The organism is Vibrio frigidus (genome assembly GCF_042465995.1).
Taxonomy (GTDB): Bacteria; Pseudomonadota; Gammaproteobacteria; order Enterobacterales; family Vibrionaceae; genus Vibrio.
The window spans coordinates 682,782-698,866 of record NZ_JBCDMC010000001.1 but is presented as its reverse complement, the minus strand read 5'-3'; the positions used below and the strand labels follow the sequence as shown (position 1 = coordinate 698,866).

17 protein-coding genes are annotated in these 16,085 nt (G+C 40.2%); 7 read left to right on the top strand and 10 right to left on the bottom strand.

The window, feature by feature from the left end:
* Positions 1–85: 85 nt before the first annotated feature.
* From AACW90_RS03130 to trhO, 4 genes are all read right to left on the bottom strand, one after another.
* Complete coding sequence (locus tag AACW90_RS03130; protein WP_390230623.1) at positions 86–1,618, bottom strand: phospholipase D family protein; 1,533 nt, start codon at positions 1,616–1,618, stop codon at positions 86–88.
* A gap of 143 nt (positions 1,619–1,761) precedes the next feature.
* Positions 1,762–2,559, bottom strand: coding sequence for a hypothetical protein (locus AACW90_RS03125; RefSeq protein ID WP_390230620.1), 798 nt, complete (start codon positions 2,557–2,559; stop codon positions 1,762–1,764).
* A 321-nt stretch (positions 2,560–2,880) separates the two neighbouring features.
* On the bottom strand, positions 2,881–3,225 hold the full coding sequence (locus AACW90_RS03120) for a DUF3316 domain-containing protein (protein WP_390230617.1): 345 nt from the start codon (positions 3,223–3,225) through the stop codon (positions 2,881–2,883).
* A 275-nt stretch (positions 3,226–3,500) separates the two neighbouring features.
* Positions 3,501–4,490 (bottom strand): oxygen-dependent tRNA uridine(34) hydroxylase TrhO, encoded by a 990-nt coding sequence (gene trhO / locus AACW90_RS03115; RefSeq protein WP_390230614.1) that lies wholly within the window; start codon positions 4,488–4,490, stop codon positions 3,501–3,503.
* Between the two features lie 266 nt (positions 4,491–4,756).
* On the opposite strand from trhO, the gene AACW90_RS03110 reads away from it, so the two are divergent.
* Complete coding sequence (locus AACW90_RS03110) at positions 4,757–5,710, top strand: hypothetical protein (RefSeq protein ID WP_390230611.1); 954 nt, start codon at positions 4,757–4,759, stop codon at positions 5,708–5,710.
* Positions 5,711–5,866: 156 nt separating this feature from the next.
* Positions 5,867–6,421: a hypothetical protein gene (locus tag AACW90_RS03105; protein WP_390230608.1), complete on the top strand. Its 555-nt coding sequence runs from the start codon at positions 5,867–5,869 to the stop codon at positions 6,419–6,421.
* Between the two features lie 178 nt (positions 6,422–6,599).
* Here the strand turns inward: AACW90_RS03105 and AACW90_RS03100 are convergent, their stop codons facing one another.
* The 5 genes from AACW90_RS03100 to AACW90_RS03080 all read right to left on the bottom strand — a co-directional run bounded on the left by AACW90_RS03100 (position 6,600) and on the right by AACW90_RS03080 (position 10,418).
* Complete coding sequence (locus AACW90_RS03100; protein WP_390230606.1) at positions 6,600–7,154, bottom strand: hypothetical protein; 555 nt, start codon at positions 7,152–7,154, stop codon at positions 6,600–6,602.
* 137 nt (positions 7,155–7,291) lie between these two features.
* Positions 7,292–7,645, bottom strand: a complete 354-nt coding sequence (locus AACW90_RS03095; protein ID WP_390230603.1) for a YkgJ family cysteine cluster protein — start codon at positions 7,643–7,645, stop codon at positions 7,292–7,294.
* A gap of 165 nt (positions 7,646–7,810) precedes the next feature.
* Positions 7,811–8,998 carry a potassium/proton antiporter gene (locus tag AACW90_RS03090; protein ID WP_390230601.1) on the bottom strand — a complete coding sequence of 396 codons (1,188 nt, stop codon included), beginning with the start codon at positions 8,996–8,998 and terminating at the stop codon, positions 7,811–7,813.
* Between the two features lie 75 nt (positions 8,999–9,073).
* The gene (locus AACW90_RS03085; protein WP_390230598.1) at positions 9,074–9,874 is read right to left on the bottom strand and encodes a PhzF family phenazine biosynthesis protein; all 801 of its coding nucleotides are present in this window, start codon (positions 9,872–9,874) and stop codon (positions 9,074–9,076) included.
* 82 nt (positions 9,875–9,956) lie between these two features.
* Positions 9,957–10,418 (bottom strand): GNAT family N-acetyltransferase, encoded by a 462-nt coding sequence (locus AACW90_RS03080; RefSeq protein ID WP_390230595.1) that lies wholly within the window; start codon positions 10,416–10,418, stop codon positions 9,957–9,959.
* A gap of 312 nt (positions 10,419–10,730) precedes the next feature.
* Here AACW90_RS03080 and AACW90_RS03075 point away from each other — a divergent pair, with 312 nt between their 5' ends.
* The 5 genes from AACW90_RS03075 (at position 10,731) to AACW90_RS03055 (ending at position 15,406) form a co-directional block, all read left to right on the top strand.
* Entirely contained in the window at positions 10,731–11,693 is a 963-nt protein-coding gene (locus AACW90_RS03075) for a transposase (protein WP_390230591.1), read from the top strand.
* A gap of 398 nt (positions 11,694–12,091) precedes the next feature.
* A complete protein-coding gene (locus AACW90_RS03070) occupies positions 12,092–12,457 on the top strand; it encodes a FeoA family protein (protein WP_390230588.1) in 366 nt (121 codons plus the stop codon).
* A gap of 61 nt (positions 12,458–12,518) precedes the next feature.
* The gene (gene feoB, locus AACW90_RS03065) at positions 12,519–14,522 is read left to right on the top strand and encodes a ferrous iron transport protein B (protein WP_390230579.1); all 2,004 of its coding nucleotides are present in this window, start codon (positions 12,519–12,521) and stop codon (positions 14,520–14,522) included.
* A gap of 10 nt (positions 14,523–14,532) precedes the next feature.
* Entirely contained in the window at positions 14,533–14,718 is a 186-nt protein-coding gene (locus AACW90_RS03060; protein WP_390230577.1) for a FeoB-associated Cys-rich membrane protein, read from the top strand.
* 178 nt (positions 14,719–14,896) lie between these two features.
* A complete protein-coding gene (locus AACW90_RS03055; protein ID WP_390230574.1) occupies positions 14,897–15,406 on the top strand; it encodes an RNA methyltransferase in 510 nt (169 codons plus the stop codon).
* A 312-nt stretch (positions 15,407–15,718) separates the two neighbouring features.
* Here AACW90_RS03055 and AACW90_RS03050 read toward each other — a convergent pair whose 3' ends face one another.
* A complete protein-coding gene (locus AACW90_RS03050; RefSeq protein WP_390230571.1) occupies positions 15,719–16,060 on the bottom strand; it encodes a thiamine-binding protein in 342 nt (113 codons plus the stop codon).
* Between the last annotated feature and the right edge of the window lie 25 nt (positions 16,061–16,085).

Here is a 16,085-nt window from a genome sequence, read left to right as displayed (position 1 = left end):
AACGAGCTGGTCCTTCATTTAAATGACAAAATGCATACTGTCACAGGTATCAGATATTGCCTTTTACTTTCCAGTGTCACTAGCGTTACAAATATTTCTCTATCGGTAATAGCTGCAAAAAACGTGATTTAGCCCGTTCCCACTGACCCGTTTCTGGGTCACTCTCCCAGATTTCTGTACCGGAATACCAACGGAGATCTCCTTCAAGTAAATTCAGACGCCAGCTATTGTCCTCGTTCATCGCCTGCTCCATATCGTCCGCAAGATTTTCAGCAACACGTTGATTTTCAATCACGAGTATAGACTCAGTATTGAGATAGGTTGAACGTAGATTGAAGTTAAAAGAACCGATGCCAACCACGCGCCTGTCAAAAACAATCGATTTGGCGTGTAGGCCATAAGCCGTTGTCGGTGCGCATTTAGACGAATCTCTCGTAGACTCCTCACACAGTTCCGTATCTGGTTTCATCTCAAATAACTGTATACCATTGTCAAGCATGTCCTCGCGTCGACCCGCGTAACCAGAGTGATTCGTGATAAGGTCATTCGAGATCATTGAATTGGTCAATGCTTTTATCTGAACACCACTGTGGGTCAATACCTTCAATCCTTCTAACTGGCGATCATCAAATATTAGATAGGCGGATTCCAATAAGATTTCTTGGTCAGATTGGCGAGCCAATTCTGCCATTAACCTGGCTGTAGCTTTCGGTTCACTGGTGTTTTCTTCATCGATTGGTACTGGTCGGTCAGAAACAAAACGAGCCTTAACCCAGATCATCTCCTCCATTAAATCCGTTAAGAATCGATTTGCTTCCATCTTTCCTTCTGGCAAGGAAGGATAGTGCTTGTAAACGGGCGCTGCCACCACATCTAACATCGGCCGATCCGAGGCGGCTTTGCCGCCCAGTAAGGTGACAGGGTAAGACCAGCGACTGTCCCAGTATTCTCCAAAACTCGCTTGGATATCCGTTACCACGGAACCCATTACCAGTACATCACGGTCACGGAAATTAATTTCATCAGAAAGGTCAAAATATTCATCGCCGATATTACGCCCTCCGACAACGGACAATACACCGTCTACGGTAAAAGACTTATTATGCATACGACGGTTTAAACGAGAGAAATCACTTAATACATTTAACCACTTTACTAACCCACGACGACTGGGGATAGGGTTGAATATACGGATCTCTATTTGAGGATGGGAATCAAGAGCGGTGAGTAGGTCCTCTCGTTCGTTAAGATTGATATCATCAAGCATTACGCGAACTTGGACACCACGATCTGCAGCCGCTATCAAGCGGCTTGCCAGATAGTGTCCAGAAGCGTCTGAATTCCATATGTAATACTGGATATCAATGCTGTGTTCAGCGGTTTCAATTAACGCCAATCGTTGAGCCAATGCATCCCAGCCCGTGTCTTGCAACAGAACCGCACTCATCCCTTGAGCCGGCGGTTCAAGCCGATAAGTGTCACTCAATTCAGACAACGTAGTCGTCGGCCGGGTAATAACTGGTTCTATCGAATGCTTAATCTCCTCAGGGAGTGATGCACACCCTGTGAAAAGAACGACTAAAAGCATGGTGACACTAATGCGTTGAAGCACAGGCATTTATTACACTTCCTTTTTAATTGCGAATAACCAGTTCTGGCTCTATCAGTTCATTATTTCAGGTAAAGCCTAAAATTTATAGCGACTTATCTATGCGTTATAGTATACCAAACTGACGATATTCCCCCGCACTAGCTCAATATCTACAGGTATAAGCGTACTTTTTTTACCAACGGTTTAGTGACATCTTTATCTGTCCAGTACTTACCATGGCTCCATGGGTTCCAACTCGAAAAGATACCGCCTGCATTAATACAATGGTCCGTAACCAATTTGCTATACGAATCACTTAGCGGGGATAAAGGCCAACCTAATACATCATCTTTATCAAAGTAGTTGTCCCACGTAAATTTATCCGACGGTTTTTCAATGGCTTTTATTGGATCTAGTCCACCAACAAACATAGGTATATTACAGCCCGTTGTGATTAAGTGAACACAGCTTTTTAATCGTCTAAACTCTTTTTTATTGTCATTTCCTGTCGGTTCAAAGCCGTTGAAAATGCCTGTATTATTTTTGGCATCCCAAATATAGTTAGAAATAACCTGACACCCTAACGACTGAGCAATAATTAAAACCGGTTTATTTTGATTCCCAAGCTTCAGGTACGCTTCGTCGAGGGCGCGGACAACCTCATTCTGAACCTGAATATACTGGTCACTGATACTAGAGCGAGCGCTGTATTCGAGTGAGCCCGCATCGGAAAAACCATATAAAAGGAAGCGACGAAGTATCGCACCATCTAATGGAAACTCGTTCATCCTTTGCCAAATGTTGTTTTGATTGTGTTGAAGAATGGGTTGATATTGAATAGGTACAAAAGCAATCTTGGACCAATCATCACCGAAGCTTTTCATCAGTTTTTTCTTTAGGCCTTGAAAATAGTTAGGTTTGTAATCACCCATCCCATGTAAAGTAATAATGGCTAATTCTTTGTCCATGTCGATCACCTCCATTGATGTATACCAATACAGTAAAGTCAACGGAAACGAAAATAGCCTACTCTAATGTGAATTTTGTGAGGTGCTATTAAATTAAAAACAGTTTACCTGTTGGCTGATAACCAAATTTGAGGCGGTGAACGACCATTGTGGGCAGAAATATACCAGGGCATGGTTTACGAAAAGCTATTAGGTAAAAAATTAACAGGAAAGCTAACAGAAGGAGTTAACAGGGACATACATATCAAATAGACATTAATCAAGACAAAAAGCCAACAGTTCGAGAACTGCTGGCTTTAAAAATTCTAAAACTACGAGATATTAGTCGTTGTTGTTATCGCGGGCATCAAAATGATAATCAACATTCACGATAGCGCGGTAAGAGATTTCACCGCGAGCTTCAGAGAACTCTTCAATCGTCACAGCGGTGTCGTCCAGTTTAAGATTCGAGACCGTATTTTCTCCGATGGGTGCCAATTTGAAACGCAATTCAGAATGGCTCGCCGCTTCTAGCGCATCAACGTAATCGAAACCCGCTTCATACGCGGCCGCTTTAGAAGCGAAACTGGCTGTGGATAGATTTGCTTCGCTATAAACCGTTTGAGTACCTGCAAAGGCGGTGGCGCTAACGAGTAGAGTTGCGGCTAAAACTGTTAATTTTTTCATCTTATTTACCCTTAAAGTGTCTGTTAAAAATGAGTGACTACTTGTTGGGGTTACTGCCCCTCTCACTCGATGATGCTATTATTCACTATTAAAACGTGATGTACATCACGAGAATTCGCCATTCATTATGGACGATTTAGCATCAATAAAATGAAAGTTTTTAAGAAGATGGATTTTGTAACGGAAAGCTAGCTGGAAAACACACCGATGTGTAGAGAGAAATCGGCAAAGAAGAACAAGCTCTTGCCAAAAGGACCGACAAGAGCTAAACCGTGTTATTTCACTTTTTTTCTTGAACGTTGCTGCTCTTTTAGAGCCAGTTTTTCTTTTTTACGTTGCTCTATTAAGTGAGCGGCTTCACCGCCAACGTGGGTTTCTCCGCGTGCGTTAGCCAGTTGCACTTGCTTTTCGCGTTCTCGAAAGCGGGCTTTTTGTTCGTCACTGTGTTTATCCACGCACTTAGGGCAACTGACACCTTTCTCGAAATGCTCAGACTCTTGCTCTTCACTTGTGATAGGTAAACGGCATGCATGACATACGTCATAACCACTTCTTTCTAACTGATGGTTAACAGCAACGCGACCGTCAAATACATAGCAATCGCCTTCCCACATGCTTTCATCTTCAGGTACGTCTTCTAGGTACTTAAGAATACCACCTTCAAGATGGTACACTTGGTCAAAGCCTTGTTCTTTCATATAGGCGGTTGATTTCTCGCAACGAATACCACCCGTGCAAAACATCGCTACTTTCTTATGCTTCGCTGGGTCTAGATTATCGGCAACATATTGTGGGAAGTCCCGAAATGACTCGGTGTTAGGGTTCACAGCATTTTTGAATGTACCAATGTCCACTTCGTAGTCGTTACGAGTATCAACTAAGAGTACCTCCGGATCAGAAATTAGCTCATTCCAATCGTTAGGCTTAACATAGGTCCCAACAACGTTAAGAGGATTAATGCCTTCTACTCCCATTGTCACGATTTCTTTTTTCAGTTTTACCTTGGTGCGGTTAAAAGGCTGTTCCTCACTGAATGACTCCTTGTAAACAACATTGGCAAGACGAGTATCTTGCTTGAACCATTCAAGCAAAGCATCTATCGATTCACGCTTACCTGCAACGGTGCCATTGATGCCTTCACTTGCGAGTAGCAAAGTACCGCGAATTTTTTTCACTTCAAGAAATTCAGTTAGAGGTTGGCGAATTTCTTGATAATTATTGAGTGTTACAAACTTATATAGTGCACATATAACATATTGAGACATGGTTTTTCCTTCAGCGAGCTGGAACGTAAATCCAGAGCGTATCTTTACAAACTAATTAAAATCACGCGCAGTATAACTAAGCGTAGGTATGACAAAAACCAACCAAAGATAGGGTTATATAACAAGACACGAGACATCGTTTATTAGCGTGTCGGAAATGGCAGCCTTTTCATACAGTGACTGTCCTTTCTGTGTTTTGTGTTATACGGTGACTGTCCTTTCTGTGTTTGGTAGACTGCTTACATCAGAATAAATTCTAAAGCACTATGCAAACCCATTCCCATACAGCGATAGATATACCATTTGATTTTCGACATACATGCTGGTTTTGTGGTGAACCATGCTCTACAAGCCTACATTTTCCTAATAACGCTAACTCAAGCTTGAATTTGGAATACGCCTTATTAACGATACCAATATGTAATGAATGCAACTCTATCAAATATCCTAGCGACTTAACGTCGATTTGGGCGTTGCGTTCCTACATCAAGCAAGCTCTTATATCTAAATACACCAAGCACTTAGCCATAGGAGAAAACTGGACGGAGCAAGAGCTCAAAGACAGCGATTTTTCAGGTTCAATATTGGGTGGTTTTGGTAGAAGTGCATGGCGAATGTATGAAATCGCAAAACAGAGAGTGACGTTTCAAGGCTGGGTCATCAGTATTGACGATCTTCCATTAGATACCATTGATGATACAAGTGGTTTTGAGTTTGAAGGTACAAACTATTCGTCATTAAACACATGTATCAATTTCTTTGCTACTGCCACGGCTGTCGACAAAGAGCTGCTCACTCAACTTGTGGATATTGTTACACCAAGTAGATTTAATTATGCTTTGAAAATAGCAAAATTGAATAAACGTATTTCTAACACTCAGCGCGCCCAAATCATTCGTGAAATTACCGTTCAAGAAACTGAGAAACGGGAAGTTGCTTTTAATAAACACTCTAGAAGTGCCAATAATCAACCCATTATGGAGGTGTCCGTTTCAGGCGCTGTCGCTCCAATATTTGCAATCAAGTGGGCGATAGAGAAAGGCGTTAATACTCTCTCTGATCTGTGCCACTTAGAAGATAATTATTTTAATGAGTTCCAGCATTTAGGTGGAGCCGCTGCATTCGCATCGTATAACGGATTACAACTGTACTTAAACGCTCGAGAAGAACCAGCGTGGGTAGAAAGCAATGATCCAAACAAAGATTGGTGGCCGCAATAAAACCGTTATATAGCTAATTGCTGATCGACATATCCATGTCTCGCTGTGGGATTAGATCTCTATACCATCACTACATTTCACTGATAAATCTCAAGGAAATGCCAGTAAGAGTACCGTAAAATAGACACATTAAAGTCAGGGAGAGATAACCCTAAAATGAAAAAAATATTATTGTTCATTCTGTTCATCACTTTTACGCAAAGTGCAAACGCGACGACATACTACTGCAGTGACAGTAACTGGGATAAGCTTAGTACCTTATTCAGCAAAACCGTAAAGAGCTACAATCAGCTCCTTCGGGAAATTGATGAGTATGAAATAAAAACGAACCCATCAGCGCTTATCCACAATAGATATACGCTAGAAAAGTACAGCGCCATGTGGAACATGAATAATGATGTGGACAGGAAATCCGTTGAAAGATTTATTACCAACACAAAAAAACAAATAGATCGCATTGACGAACTCAATAACGAGATGCAAGCAATAAAAAAAAATGGACGAAACTTAGAATACAATTGGGAGAAGTTGGCCGGTTACTGTGACGATGAAGGTAAATATGATGACTACAAATTAGCCACCAAAAACTACGAATCCGCATCAAAAAATCTAAGAATCTTCAAAGAGAAAATAAAGAACCTTAGAGAAACAAAAGCCAACTATAATACCGAACTCGCGTTTTTTATAAAAACCAAGGAGCTTTCGAAATAGCGTATCGACAAATGCAAATGAAATACATACGTTGGCACTGAGGACTCATGAGTCAACCAAACAGCTCACCGACAACATCGCATTACTAAAGTGTGCTTCCCAAGAGATAGTGAAGCAAGTGAATTGTAGTGATAATGAAATTAAGAAATCAGCGAAAGTAAAGACACACGCTTTAGTTCTAGCTTTTCATCGCGGCCTTTTTGTCTTTAATCCGATTTATTGTTGCTGCGAAGAATGCAAACAATAGCCCCACAAAGAAAACGGTCGTGGTCATACTTTTGCTGATGGTCAGTGCACTTGAGATTGAAACCAAGCGTTCTGGCACTTCTGGATAACTGGCCAGGATTTTGAATATAAAGTAGTTTTCAGAATAATCAAACACACCCACAAGCAATGGGAGTAAAGATAATCCCCTCCATACTATGAACTTCAATCGACCAAATTTTATTACCCATAGCATCAGCAGGCTATAGGTAACAGAAAATAATACGGGGTAAATTGAATCGAGTAATAATTGTGTATAACGATAAAAATTTCGTCCTTCTTCTCCGAGTGTACCTAAAAGTCGCTGAGCTTCAGTATGACTGTAACCGAATGGAGACATATCGAATATATCAAATCCTTCTGAGTAACCAACTAATGTAGGTATGGAATAAAACAACATTGTGAGGTAGACAATATTTGTAATAACAAACAAGATCAAAATTGTACGACCTTTAAGAAATCCTTTCATGTATGTCCTTGAAAAACTGTTGAGTAACTGATTTGAATAATAGTGCTTACTGAAGCAAAGCTGGATTTGCAAACCTCTCACTACTCGATAATGGCTAGAACGAATTCGGTCTTAAGTTCAAACAGGTCGTTGACAACCTACACCAATACTTGGCGTGTATTTCTGATGTAATGATGGATCTGACGCTCGACTTTAGAATCGATCATCTCTTCCGGACGGCATTTATTTGGACAAGGCATATTCGGTGTTGTTCCGAATACTCGGCAAATAAGAGGCCGTTCCTCGTACACCTTACAGCCTTTAGGACCTAAGTGTACGCAATTAAATTCATTCAATGCTGCTTCATGCTGAGCGTCCGTTTTTCTCGGCAATCGCGACATTTCTTCCGAAGAAGTGGTAACCGGTCCACAACAATCATGACAACCCGGTACACATTCGAACGTTGGAATACGCTCGCGTAGGTAGGCAATCATCTCTTGGTTATTGTTCATGGGTACCTAAGTTTGTGTCGTTAAAATCGTTACCGTCTTATACCTAATTCACTAGGCGTTAGCAATGTCTTTAAAGCCTACTGTGTGTCACAAAATATATTCAATGCGCAAGCGCCTATACTCGGGAAAAACACGCGTCATTAACGATGTAGTGAAATTAAACACTTATTCATCACTGAGTTGTAACTTTTTCGCCAATGGTTCGATAGCACCGCCTTGGATAAATACTGATATAAGCACGATGAAGAAGACCATATTGACTATGGTCAAAGCATCACTAACACCCGCGGCTGCAGGAATCAAAGCAAATACGATAGGTGTTGCTCCTTTTAAACCTATAGCTGATATAAACAGCCGTTTTTTCCAACTAGCTTTAAAAAACGGCAAATAACAAACTTGAACGGCTAAAGGTCTCGCCACCAATATTAATAATATAGCAGGGAGTAAAGAGAGCCAAAGAACGTCAAATAACTGATCTGGGAAAATTTGTAACCCAAGCACAATAAACATTAACGCCTGAGCTAACCATGACAAGCTATTAAAAAAGTGCTTATTTATTTCTCTACCGCGTTTTATACCATTACCGATTACCACCCCAACAACATACGATGCCAATAAAATATTACCGCCAGCAAACTCACTGCCATATGTTGCTAAAACAAAGCTAGAAAGAATAAATACAGGTATTAATCCGTATTCTTCCAACTTGATATGGTTAAGCAACCAAACACTGAGTCGTCCAACTAGATAAGCAATAATCAATGCACTTGAGATTTGGAGAAGTAACTCAGTTCCGATGACAGTCATCGAAACAGGATTATCGGGCGCAAGCGCCAACTCTGTCAAAAGCACCACTAGAATAAGTGCAACAGGATCATTGGTGGCGGATTCAAATTCAAGCACTGTGTCCGTCTGTTCCTTCAACTTGAGTTTTTTTGACTCTAGAATTGAGAACACGGCAGCGGCATCTGTCGAAGAAACAATGGCCGCGAATAACAAACAGTGGATAAATGATAGTTCCAATACAAATGAAAGCAAAATGGCAAAAAATAGAGTCGTGAGAAGCACACCCAGAGTGGATAAAACGCCGCCTTCACGATAAGCAATACGAACGCTCGCTGTTGACGTATTGAGGCCTCCCACGAAAACAATAATATTGAGGGCGATGCTTCCTACTAATGATGTTATCTGAAGGTTATCGTAAACAAAATCAAACTCACCATTACCGAGTAGTAAGCCAACGCCCATGAAAATCAACAAAGAAGGAATACCAAAAGTGCGCGATGGGTGATGTAAAAGTATACCAATGCAAATCAAAGCGGCAATGCATATTAGTATCAGTTGGTATGACATTCATTTCCCTTAATTTATTTATATTTCTGCACTTTAAGTGTTTCAACGACTTCTCCCGTGCCTTCTGACTACGGTTTACATGCTCATCGTTCCTTTAATAACGGTGACTGCATTGCCAATTAACTTAACCCTTTGATTTGGCAATAATTCAACCTCAACAACGCCCCCTCGTTCGGATGCTTGATAGCCTCTGAGCCTAGGCTTATTAAACTTTCCCTCCCAATGAACCGCTAAGGCACAATGTGCAGAACCAGTAACAGGGTCTTCATTCACTCCTACCCAAGGAGCAAAATAGCGAGACTTAAAGTCAATATTATTCGATGTCGATTTAACCGTTACCACCACCCCACGACCATGTAATCTCTTCAGGCTGTCAAAGTCCGGGTTGAGCGATAACAGAGCAGCTTCACTATCAATTTCTATCAATACTTTTGAATCAAAAATGCCACTAGATACGACTTGATCAGAACGTATACCCAGACTGTTCAACATTTCAATACTTGGACCAATCTCAACATCAATAATCGGAGCTGGGAAATCCAATTCGATATAGTTATCTTCTACGGTTACTAGCAAAACACCCGACAGAGTGTCGAATGTCAACTTTTCACCAGCAGCAACTAAACCATTTTCTTTCAAAATATGTGCAACAGCCAGCGTTCCGTGACCACATAAGTCTACTTCTACTTTCGGAGTAAACCACCTCAGCCTCATATCCTCTAGTGACAAGAATGCCGTTTCAGAAACGGCCATTTCAGCCGCAATGGCAAACATCATATTTTCATCAAGACCACGTTCCATGATACAGACGCCTGCTGGATTCCCTTTAAAAGGCTCCAATGTAAACGAATCTACTTGGTATATATCGATATCCATCAATTATCCTTGAATGAGTACTTGGCAGCACATATTCCTTCAGTAAGAGATGACAGATTGTAGACCACATACGAACTATTAACTAAAAGTATGAAGGAATTGAATCTTCAAAACTGTTTGACGATTGATCTAGACACACCATACAGCTTGTACTTTGAATACACTGATATCCTAGTTTTTCATAGAACTCAGTATTAATATCGCTATGTAGAAAGACAGCCCTCGCCTTTTCTTCATTTAACAATTTATGCGTCAGCGATTGAACCAAATACGATGCAAAACCTTTACCTCTCATTTCATTGTCTGTCGCGACAGAGCCAATACCATAACAACGTTCCACTAACCCAAATTGTTCCGAATACACGATCAAGGAAGCAGCAGGGTTGCCATTTACGATAAGTGCATACCAACAACCTAGTTTGTACTTAGAACTATTTCGACACTCAAGTAAGTACTCGTTTAGCGACAGGTCTTCACCCCAAACGTCATACCCCATGAGATAAACGGTATCTAACTCTTCTAATTTAACTTTTCTTATCAACATAATAGTATTAGTCATTATAAAATAGATTAACTAGCGATTTGTCCGTTGAATGTTATACATTAAATATCTGTCGATATTGAAGTAAAAACCAATTTACCCCAAAGATAACTGCAAAAATGAGGTGTATCTGTATTTAGGACACACGCCATAAAGGCTCGACGCTGAGCCCTGCATTTAGGACAGACGCCCGAAAAGCTTAACCAAAGAATGAATTTACACTAAGTCAATCTCAAATCAATTCGATTAAATTAGCTTAATTGCCCTTAAGCGATACCTTATCCGTATCTATTTTTATTACATACGGACTGCCTCATGACTACCGCCCGAAAACACTTGGTCTCCATTGAATCGACACCCTATTACCACTGTGTTTCTCGCTGTGTTCGACGTAGTTTTTTATGTGGTGTCGACCCGTATACTCAGCAGAGCTATGAACATCGTCGCTCTTGGATTGAACATAAAATTGAAGCTCTGTCTCAACTTTACTGCATTGATATCTGCGCTTACGCCATTATGAGCAACCATTATCATTTGGTACTGCATATGAATCGTGATGAGGCTCTCGGGTTGTCTTCTAATCAAGTAATTGAGCGCTGGCAACTCAGTCATAAAATGCCCGCATTGATTCAACGTTGGCTTTCCCACCAAATAACGACTAGAGCAGAAGAAAAGGAGTGCCTAAAGATTATCGAATCATGGCGAAATCGTTTATGGGATTTAAGTTGGTTTATGAAAGAACTCAATTTCGATATTGCCTTGAAAGCGAATCAAGAGGACAACTGCAAAGGGCATTTTTGGGAATGTCGTTTTAAAAGCCAAGCTTTATTGGATGAGCAAGCACTCTTGGCAGCCATGGCTTATGTCGACCTTAACCCACTAAGAGCTGGTACATCAGAGACACCTGAAACCTCAGAATTCACGTCAATAAGAATCAGGTTACAGGCATTAAAAGAGCAAAAAGAGAAAGTCCACTTCCTGTTCCCTTTCGTCGGTAACTCAACCAATAAGATCATTCACGGCATTCCTTTCCGATTGGTGGATTATATTGAGTTAGTTGATTGGACAGCACGACAGTATCGAGAAAACAAAGCGACGTTAAAGGCGTCACTCCCACCTATATTACAAAGGCTTGATATAGCAAAAACGACCTGGCTTAAAGCCTGCACTCAATTAGAACGATACGGCGTAACCGCAGTTGGATGTCATTGCCACGCAGAAACCGCAAAGTTACATATGAAAAAGGTAAGGATTCATCTTTTTCGGTTGGATAATTAAATTTTCTACTTAACTTATTACCCGATATTTTCAACTTGCCTTCGCTAGTCGTTTTATATACACCCCACCTGGCTTTACACCTGAAAAAATAGAGTATTCAAATGTATTACACGTAAAAAACTAGCGAACAGTCCACTGTATTAACAATCACGCTTCAAATGAACCGAATAATTCTACTCATCAATTCTTCGTTAAGTGTATGTCCTCTGTAACCGGCTTAAGGTGTATGTCCCCATTCAATAACGCAATTGATCTACATCAAATGAACAGCATAAACTCACTAAAATTAACCACAAACTCCCTAAGGGCTATTGTTATGATAATCGTTTTCATTTAGATTAACTTTGTTAAATGACAATCATTATGATTTGGCATGTTCGTTTAATCGGGCTCAATCAATGTTGAAAGCAAGAACTCTAAGCTATATTGCCACTTTGGGAGATGGAATTTTGAACCAAGCCATTTTTAGTCTAATGCCAGCTAAGTTAACTAAGTTAACTAAGTTATTGCAAACTAAAAATAAAAAAATAAGCGTTCATCGCAATATTAGAAACTTATCTGAAGCAACATTAAATAAAGAATATGAAATTAAAAATGTAATTCCAGATGATAAAGAAATGGTGCATTTCCTTTTTACATTAGGTTGTTTTAAAGGTGAGTCAGTAACCGTTATATCTATTTTATCGGACACTTATGTGATTGCGGTAAAAGATGCCAGATACAGCATTGACTTGGACTTAGCAAAAATAGTCATGTTGATTTAATTAATCAAATAACGATGAGTTAGCCAAGACTGACTCAATGTTTAAATAAGGAAAAAACACTTTGAAAATTGCATTAGCAGGTAATCCCAATAGCGGAAAAACCACACTCTTTAATGCCATTACAGGAAAAATAGAACGTGTTGGCAATTGGGCAGGTGTCACTATTAGCAAAAAAGAAGGGCTAATAAAAACAACCATCAGTCATTCAAACCACGACATTATAGCCGTTGATCTACCCGGTGCCTATTCCATGTCTCCGTTTACTTCAGAAGAAACGATCACTCGAAATTTTGTCAAAAATGAAAAACCTGATGTTATTCTGAATATCGTTGATTCAACAAATTTAAATAGAAGCCTATTTTTTACAACTCAGCTCTTAGAACTTGGTATTCCCGTTGTTGTGGCCCTAAATAAAAGTGACTTAACCAAGAAGAAAAACACTGAAATTGACATTACGTTATTAAGCGAAACTCTCGGATGCCCCGTGGTAGAAACAACGTCTACAAACAGTAGTGACAATGGCTTAGATAACCTTATCGAAAAAGCGATTGAGATTAAAGGACAGTCTCAAACAGTGCCGTTTAGTAGCCAAGACATTAATTTAAGAGATGCGGAATCAGTTGAGTCTTCCGATACTGAGCGTTTTGAGTTTGTAAAAGAATTGGTTAGAAAGGCCGAAAACAGATCGACAAAAAGCACAGTACAAACTAATCAAGATGTCGCTGACAGAATTTTAGCCCACAAATGGTTTGGACTACCTATTTTTGCTGTCGTTATGTGGTGTGTATTTTCAATATCACAAACTCATTTGGGTCCAATTTTGGCAGATATCCTTGTTGGATGGATAGACGAGCTTTACGCATTTGTTGAAGGTTTATTGGGTGATGATGTCTCTCCGTTACTAAGTGCTTTATTGCTAGACGGTATCATTGGCGGCGTGGGTGCAGTGATTGGTTTTCTTCCTCTAATTATGGTTCTCTTTTTCTTACTTGCATTACTTGAAGACAGTGGTTACATGGCACGCGTCGCCGTCATTATGGATCGCTTCTTCAAACAAGTAGGACTTTCGGGGAAATCTATTATCCCGATGGTTATAGGCACAGGTTGTGCAATTCCAGGAATCATGGCAACAAGAACTATACAAAACGAAAGGCAACGAAGAACGACTGCAATGTTAACCCCCTTCATGCCCTGTGGTGCAAAACTACCCGTCATCGCTTTATTTGCAGGAGTCTTTTTCAACGATGCTGCATGGGTTGGCACTACGATGTATTTTGCGGGTATTGCACTCATCATTTTTGGCGCGCTGATGGTGGTTAGAATTACAGGAGAGAGACATTCAAGATCATTTTTCATACTTGAATTACCAGAGTACCGTTTTCCGAGTATTCAAAGAGCCGCTGTCTCGACATTAGCAAGAGCGAAAGCTTTCATAATTAAAGCTGGAACCATCATATTATTATGCAACGCTGCCGTGCAAATTATGCAAACATTTAACTGGCAGTTTCAAGTTGTCGCAGAAGGCGCGGAACACACAAGTATCTTGGCTGGTCTTGCTTCCCCTTTCGCCTTTGTATTAATCCCACTTGGTTTCGGTGCATGGCAGTTAGCTGCAGCGGCAATCACAGGTTTTATTGCAAAAGAAAATGTAGTCGGAACATTGGCCGTTGTATACGGCATTACCAACTTCATCGATACAGAAGAGCTTGCATTGGTATCTGGTGGCGCGGACGTTGCTAGTGTTATGGGATTAACTTCAGTCGCTGCATTTGCATACCTTATATTCAACCTTTTCACTCCCCCATGTTTCGCAGCGATAGGTGCGATGAATGCCGAGTTAGAAGATAAAAAATGGTTGTTGGGAGGCGTAGCATTCCAATTTGGCATTGGCTATGTCGCTGCATTTACAACTTATCAGGTCGGAAGTTACCTCACAACGGGTGTATTAGGTCAGGGATTTATATATGGCCTTATCGCCTCCTTAATATTGTTCGGAATTCTGATGTACCTAGTAAATAAAGGTGTAAAGAAAGAAGGACAAAAATTAGATCTATGTTCTTCTTAAGGAATAGCTCATGGAAAATATAATTGTAGCGTTAACTATTATTTTAATTATCGCGCTCTCAATATTTAAAATAGTTCTTGAGAAACGCAAGGGCATAAAATGTATTGGATGTTCCCTTAGTGGCGGATGCTCTTCTAATAAAGGGCAACCAAATAAAAAAGTAGGCAAGAGAATAAATATCAAAGAAGTAAAATAAAAATAATTTTACTGATTATTTTGATATTTAGATAATAAATACCACGGTAAAACGAATATTTCCAAAAATTCAAAAGGACCAATACATTGGTCCTTTTGAATTTTCATCCATTTTGTTAGAATGCGCCCCTTTACAAGGTAGAGCCTTGCCAGACAACATTAGGTCATAGATACGCGACATGAAAGATACCAACACGATTATAGGGTTAGTTAACCCGAAAAGCCCAGTGAACGTTGGCGGCGTAATGAGAGCGGCTGGATGCTACCAAGCAGACGCTGTGAGATATACTGGTCAACGTTATGACCGAGCAGTCAAGTTGAATACAGATACTAAATCCGCAGTACATTCCATTTCATTAACTGGTGTGGATTCACTATTTGATGATCTGCCATCCGATATGAAAATTGTTTGTATTGAGTTAGTAGAAGGCGCAACACCTCTACCCAACTTTCAGCACCCTAAAAAAGCGATGTATATTTTCGGACCAGAAGATGGGTCTATCAATCAGAAAATCGCTGATAGGGCCGACCATGTGGTTTATGTTCCCACTGTTGGCTGCATGAACCTAGCAGCGTCGGTTAATGTTCTATTATATGATCGACTATCAAAATCCGACGACATCATTCAAGGCGATGACCTTATCCGAAGCAGTCGCGACAACAACAATAAACTTCGCATTAACAACTAAAATTGATCGTTATCGTATTGAGGACTTAGACGAGTAAACCTACCCGTATTCATTAATATTTGTAGCGTCTGTCCCGTCATCAGACGACATCATTCAAGACGATGATCTTATCCGAAGCAGTCGCGACAACAACAATAAACTTCGCATTAACAACTAAAACTGATCGTTATCGTATTGAGGACTTAGACGAGTAACCCTACCCATATTCATTAATATTTGTAGCGTCTGTCCTCTTGAACATTGTAGCGTCTGTCCCGTCATCACGCGCGTCATCGGCATTAAACAGAAGTCATAAGCGGAGCGCGCGCGATATTACTTGTCTACAAACATATGATTGGCAGGTGTCACACCACGATCATATGTGCAAAATGTATCCGTCACCGATTCCGTTTTACTATGAATTTTAATATTTGTAATCACTTCTAAAGCGCCAGCGTCATAACATGCTTGTTGAGCACGCTTCACAATATCAAGTAATTGATCAAGTTCACCCTTCATTGTGGTTTCCATTGCGCCTACTTGATAAGGCACATTCGCGGCTTTGACAACTGCTATCGCTTTATCGACGACTTCAAAGTTGTTGCCCTCTTTCAATCTAGGTATGACTTGAAAAGCAACAAACACATCCTTAATTACCGAATTTTTAATCGACATTTTTATTTATCCCTCTGAAGTTAAC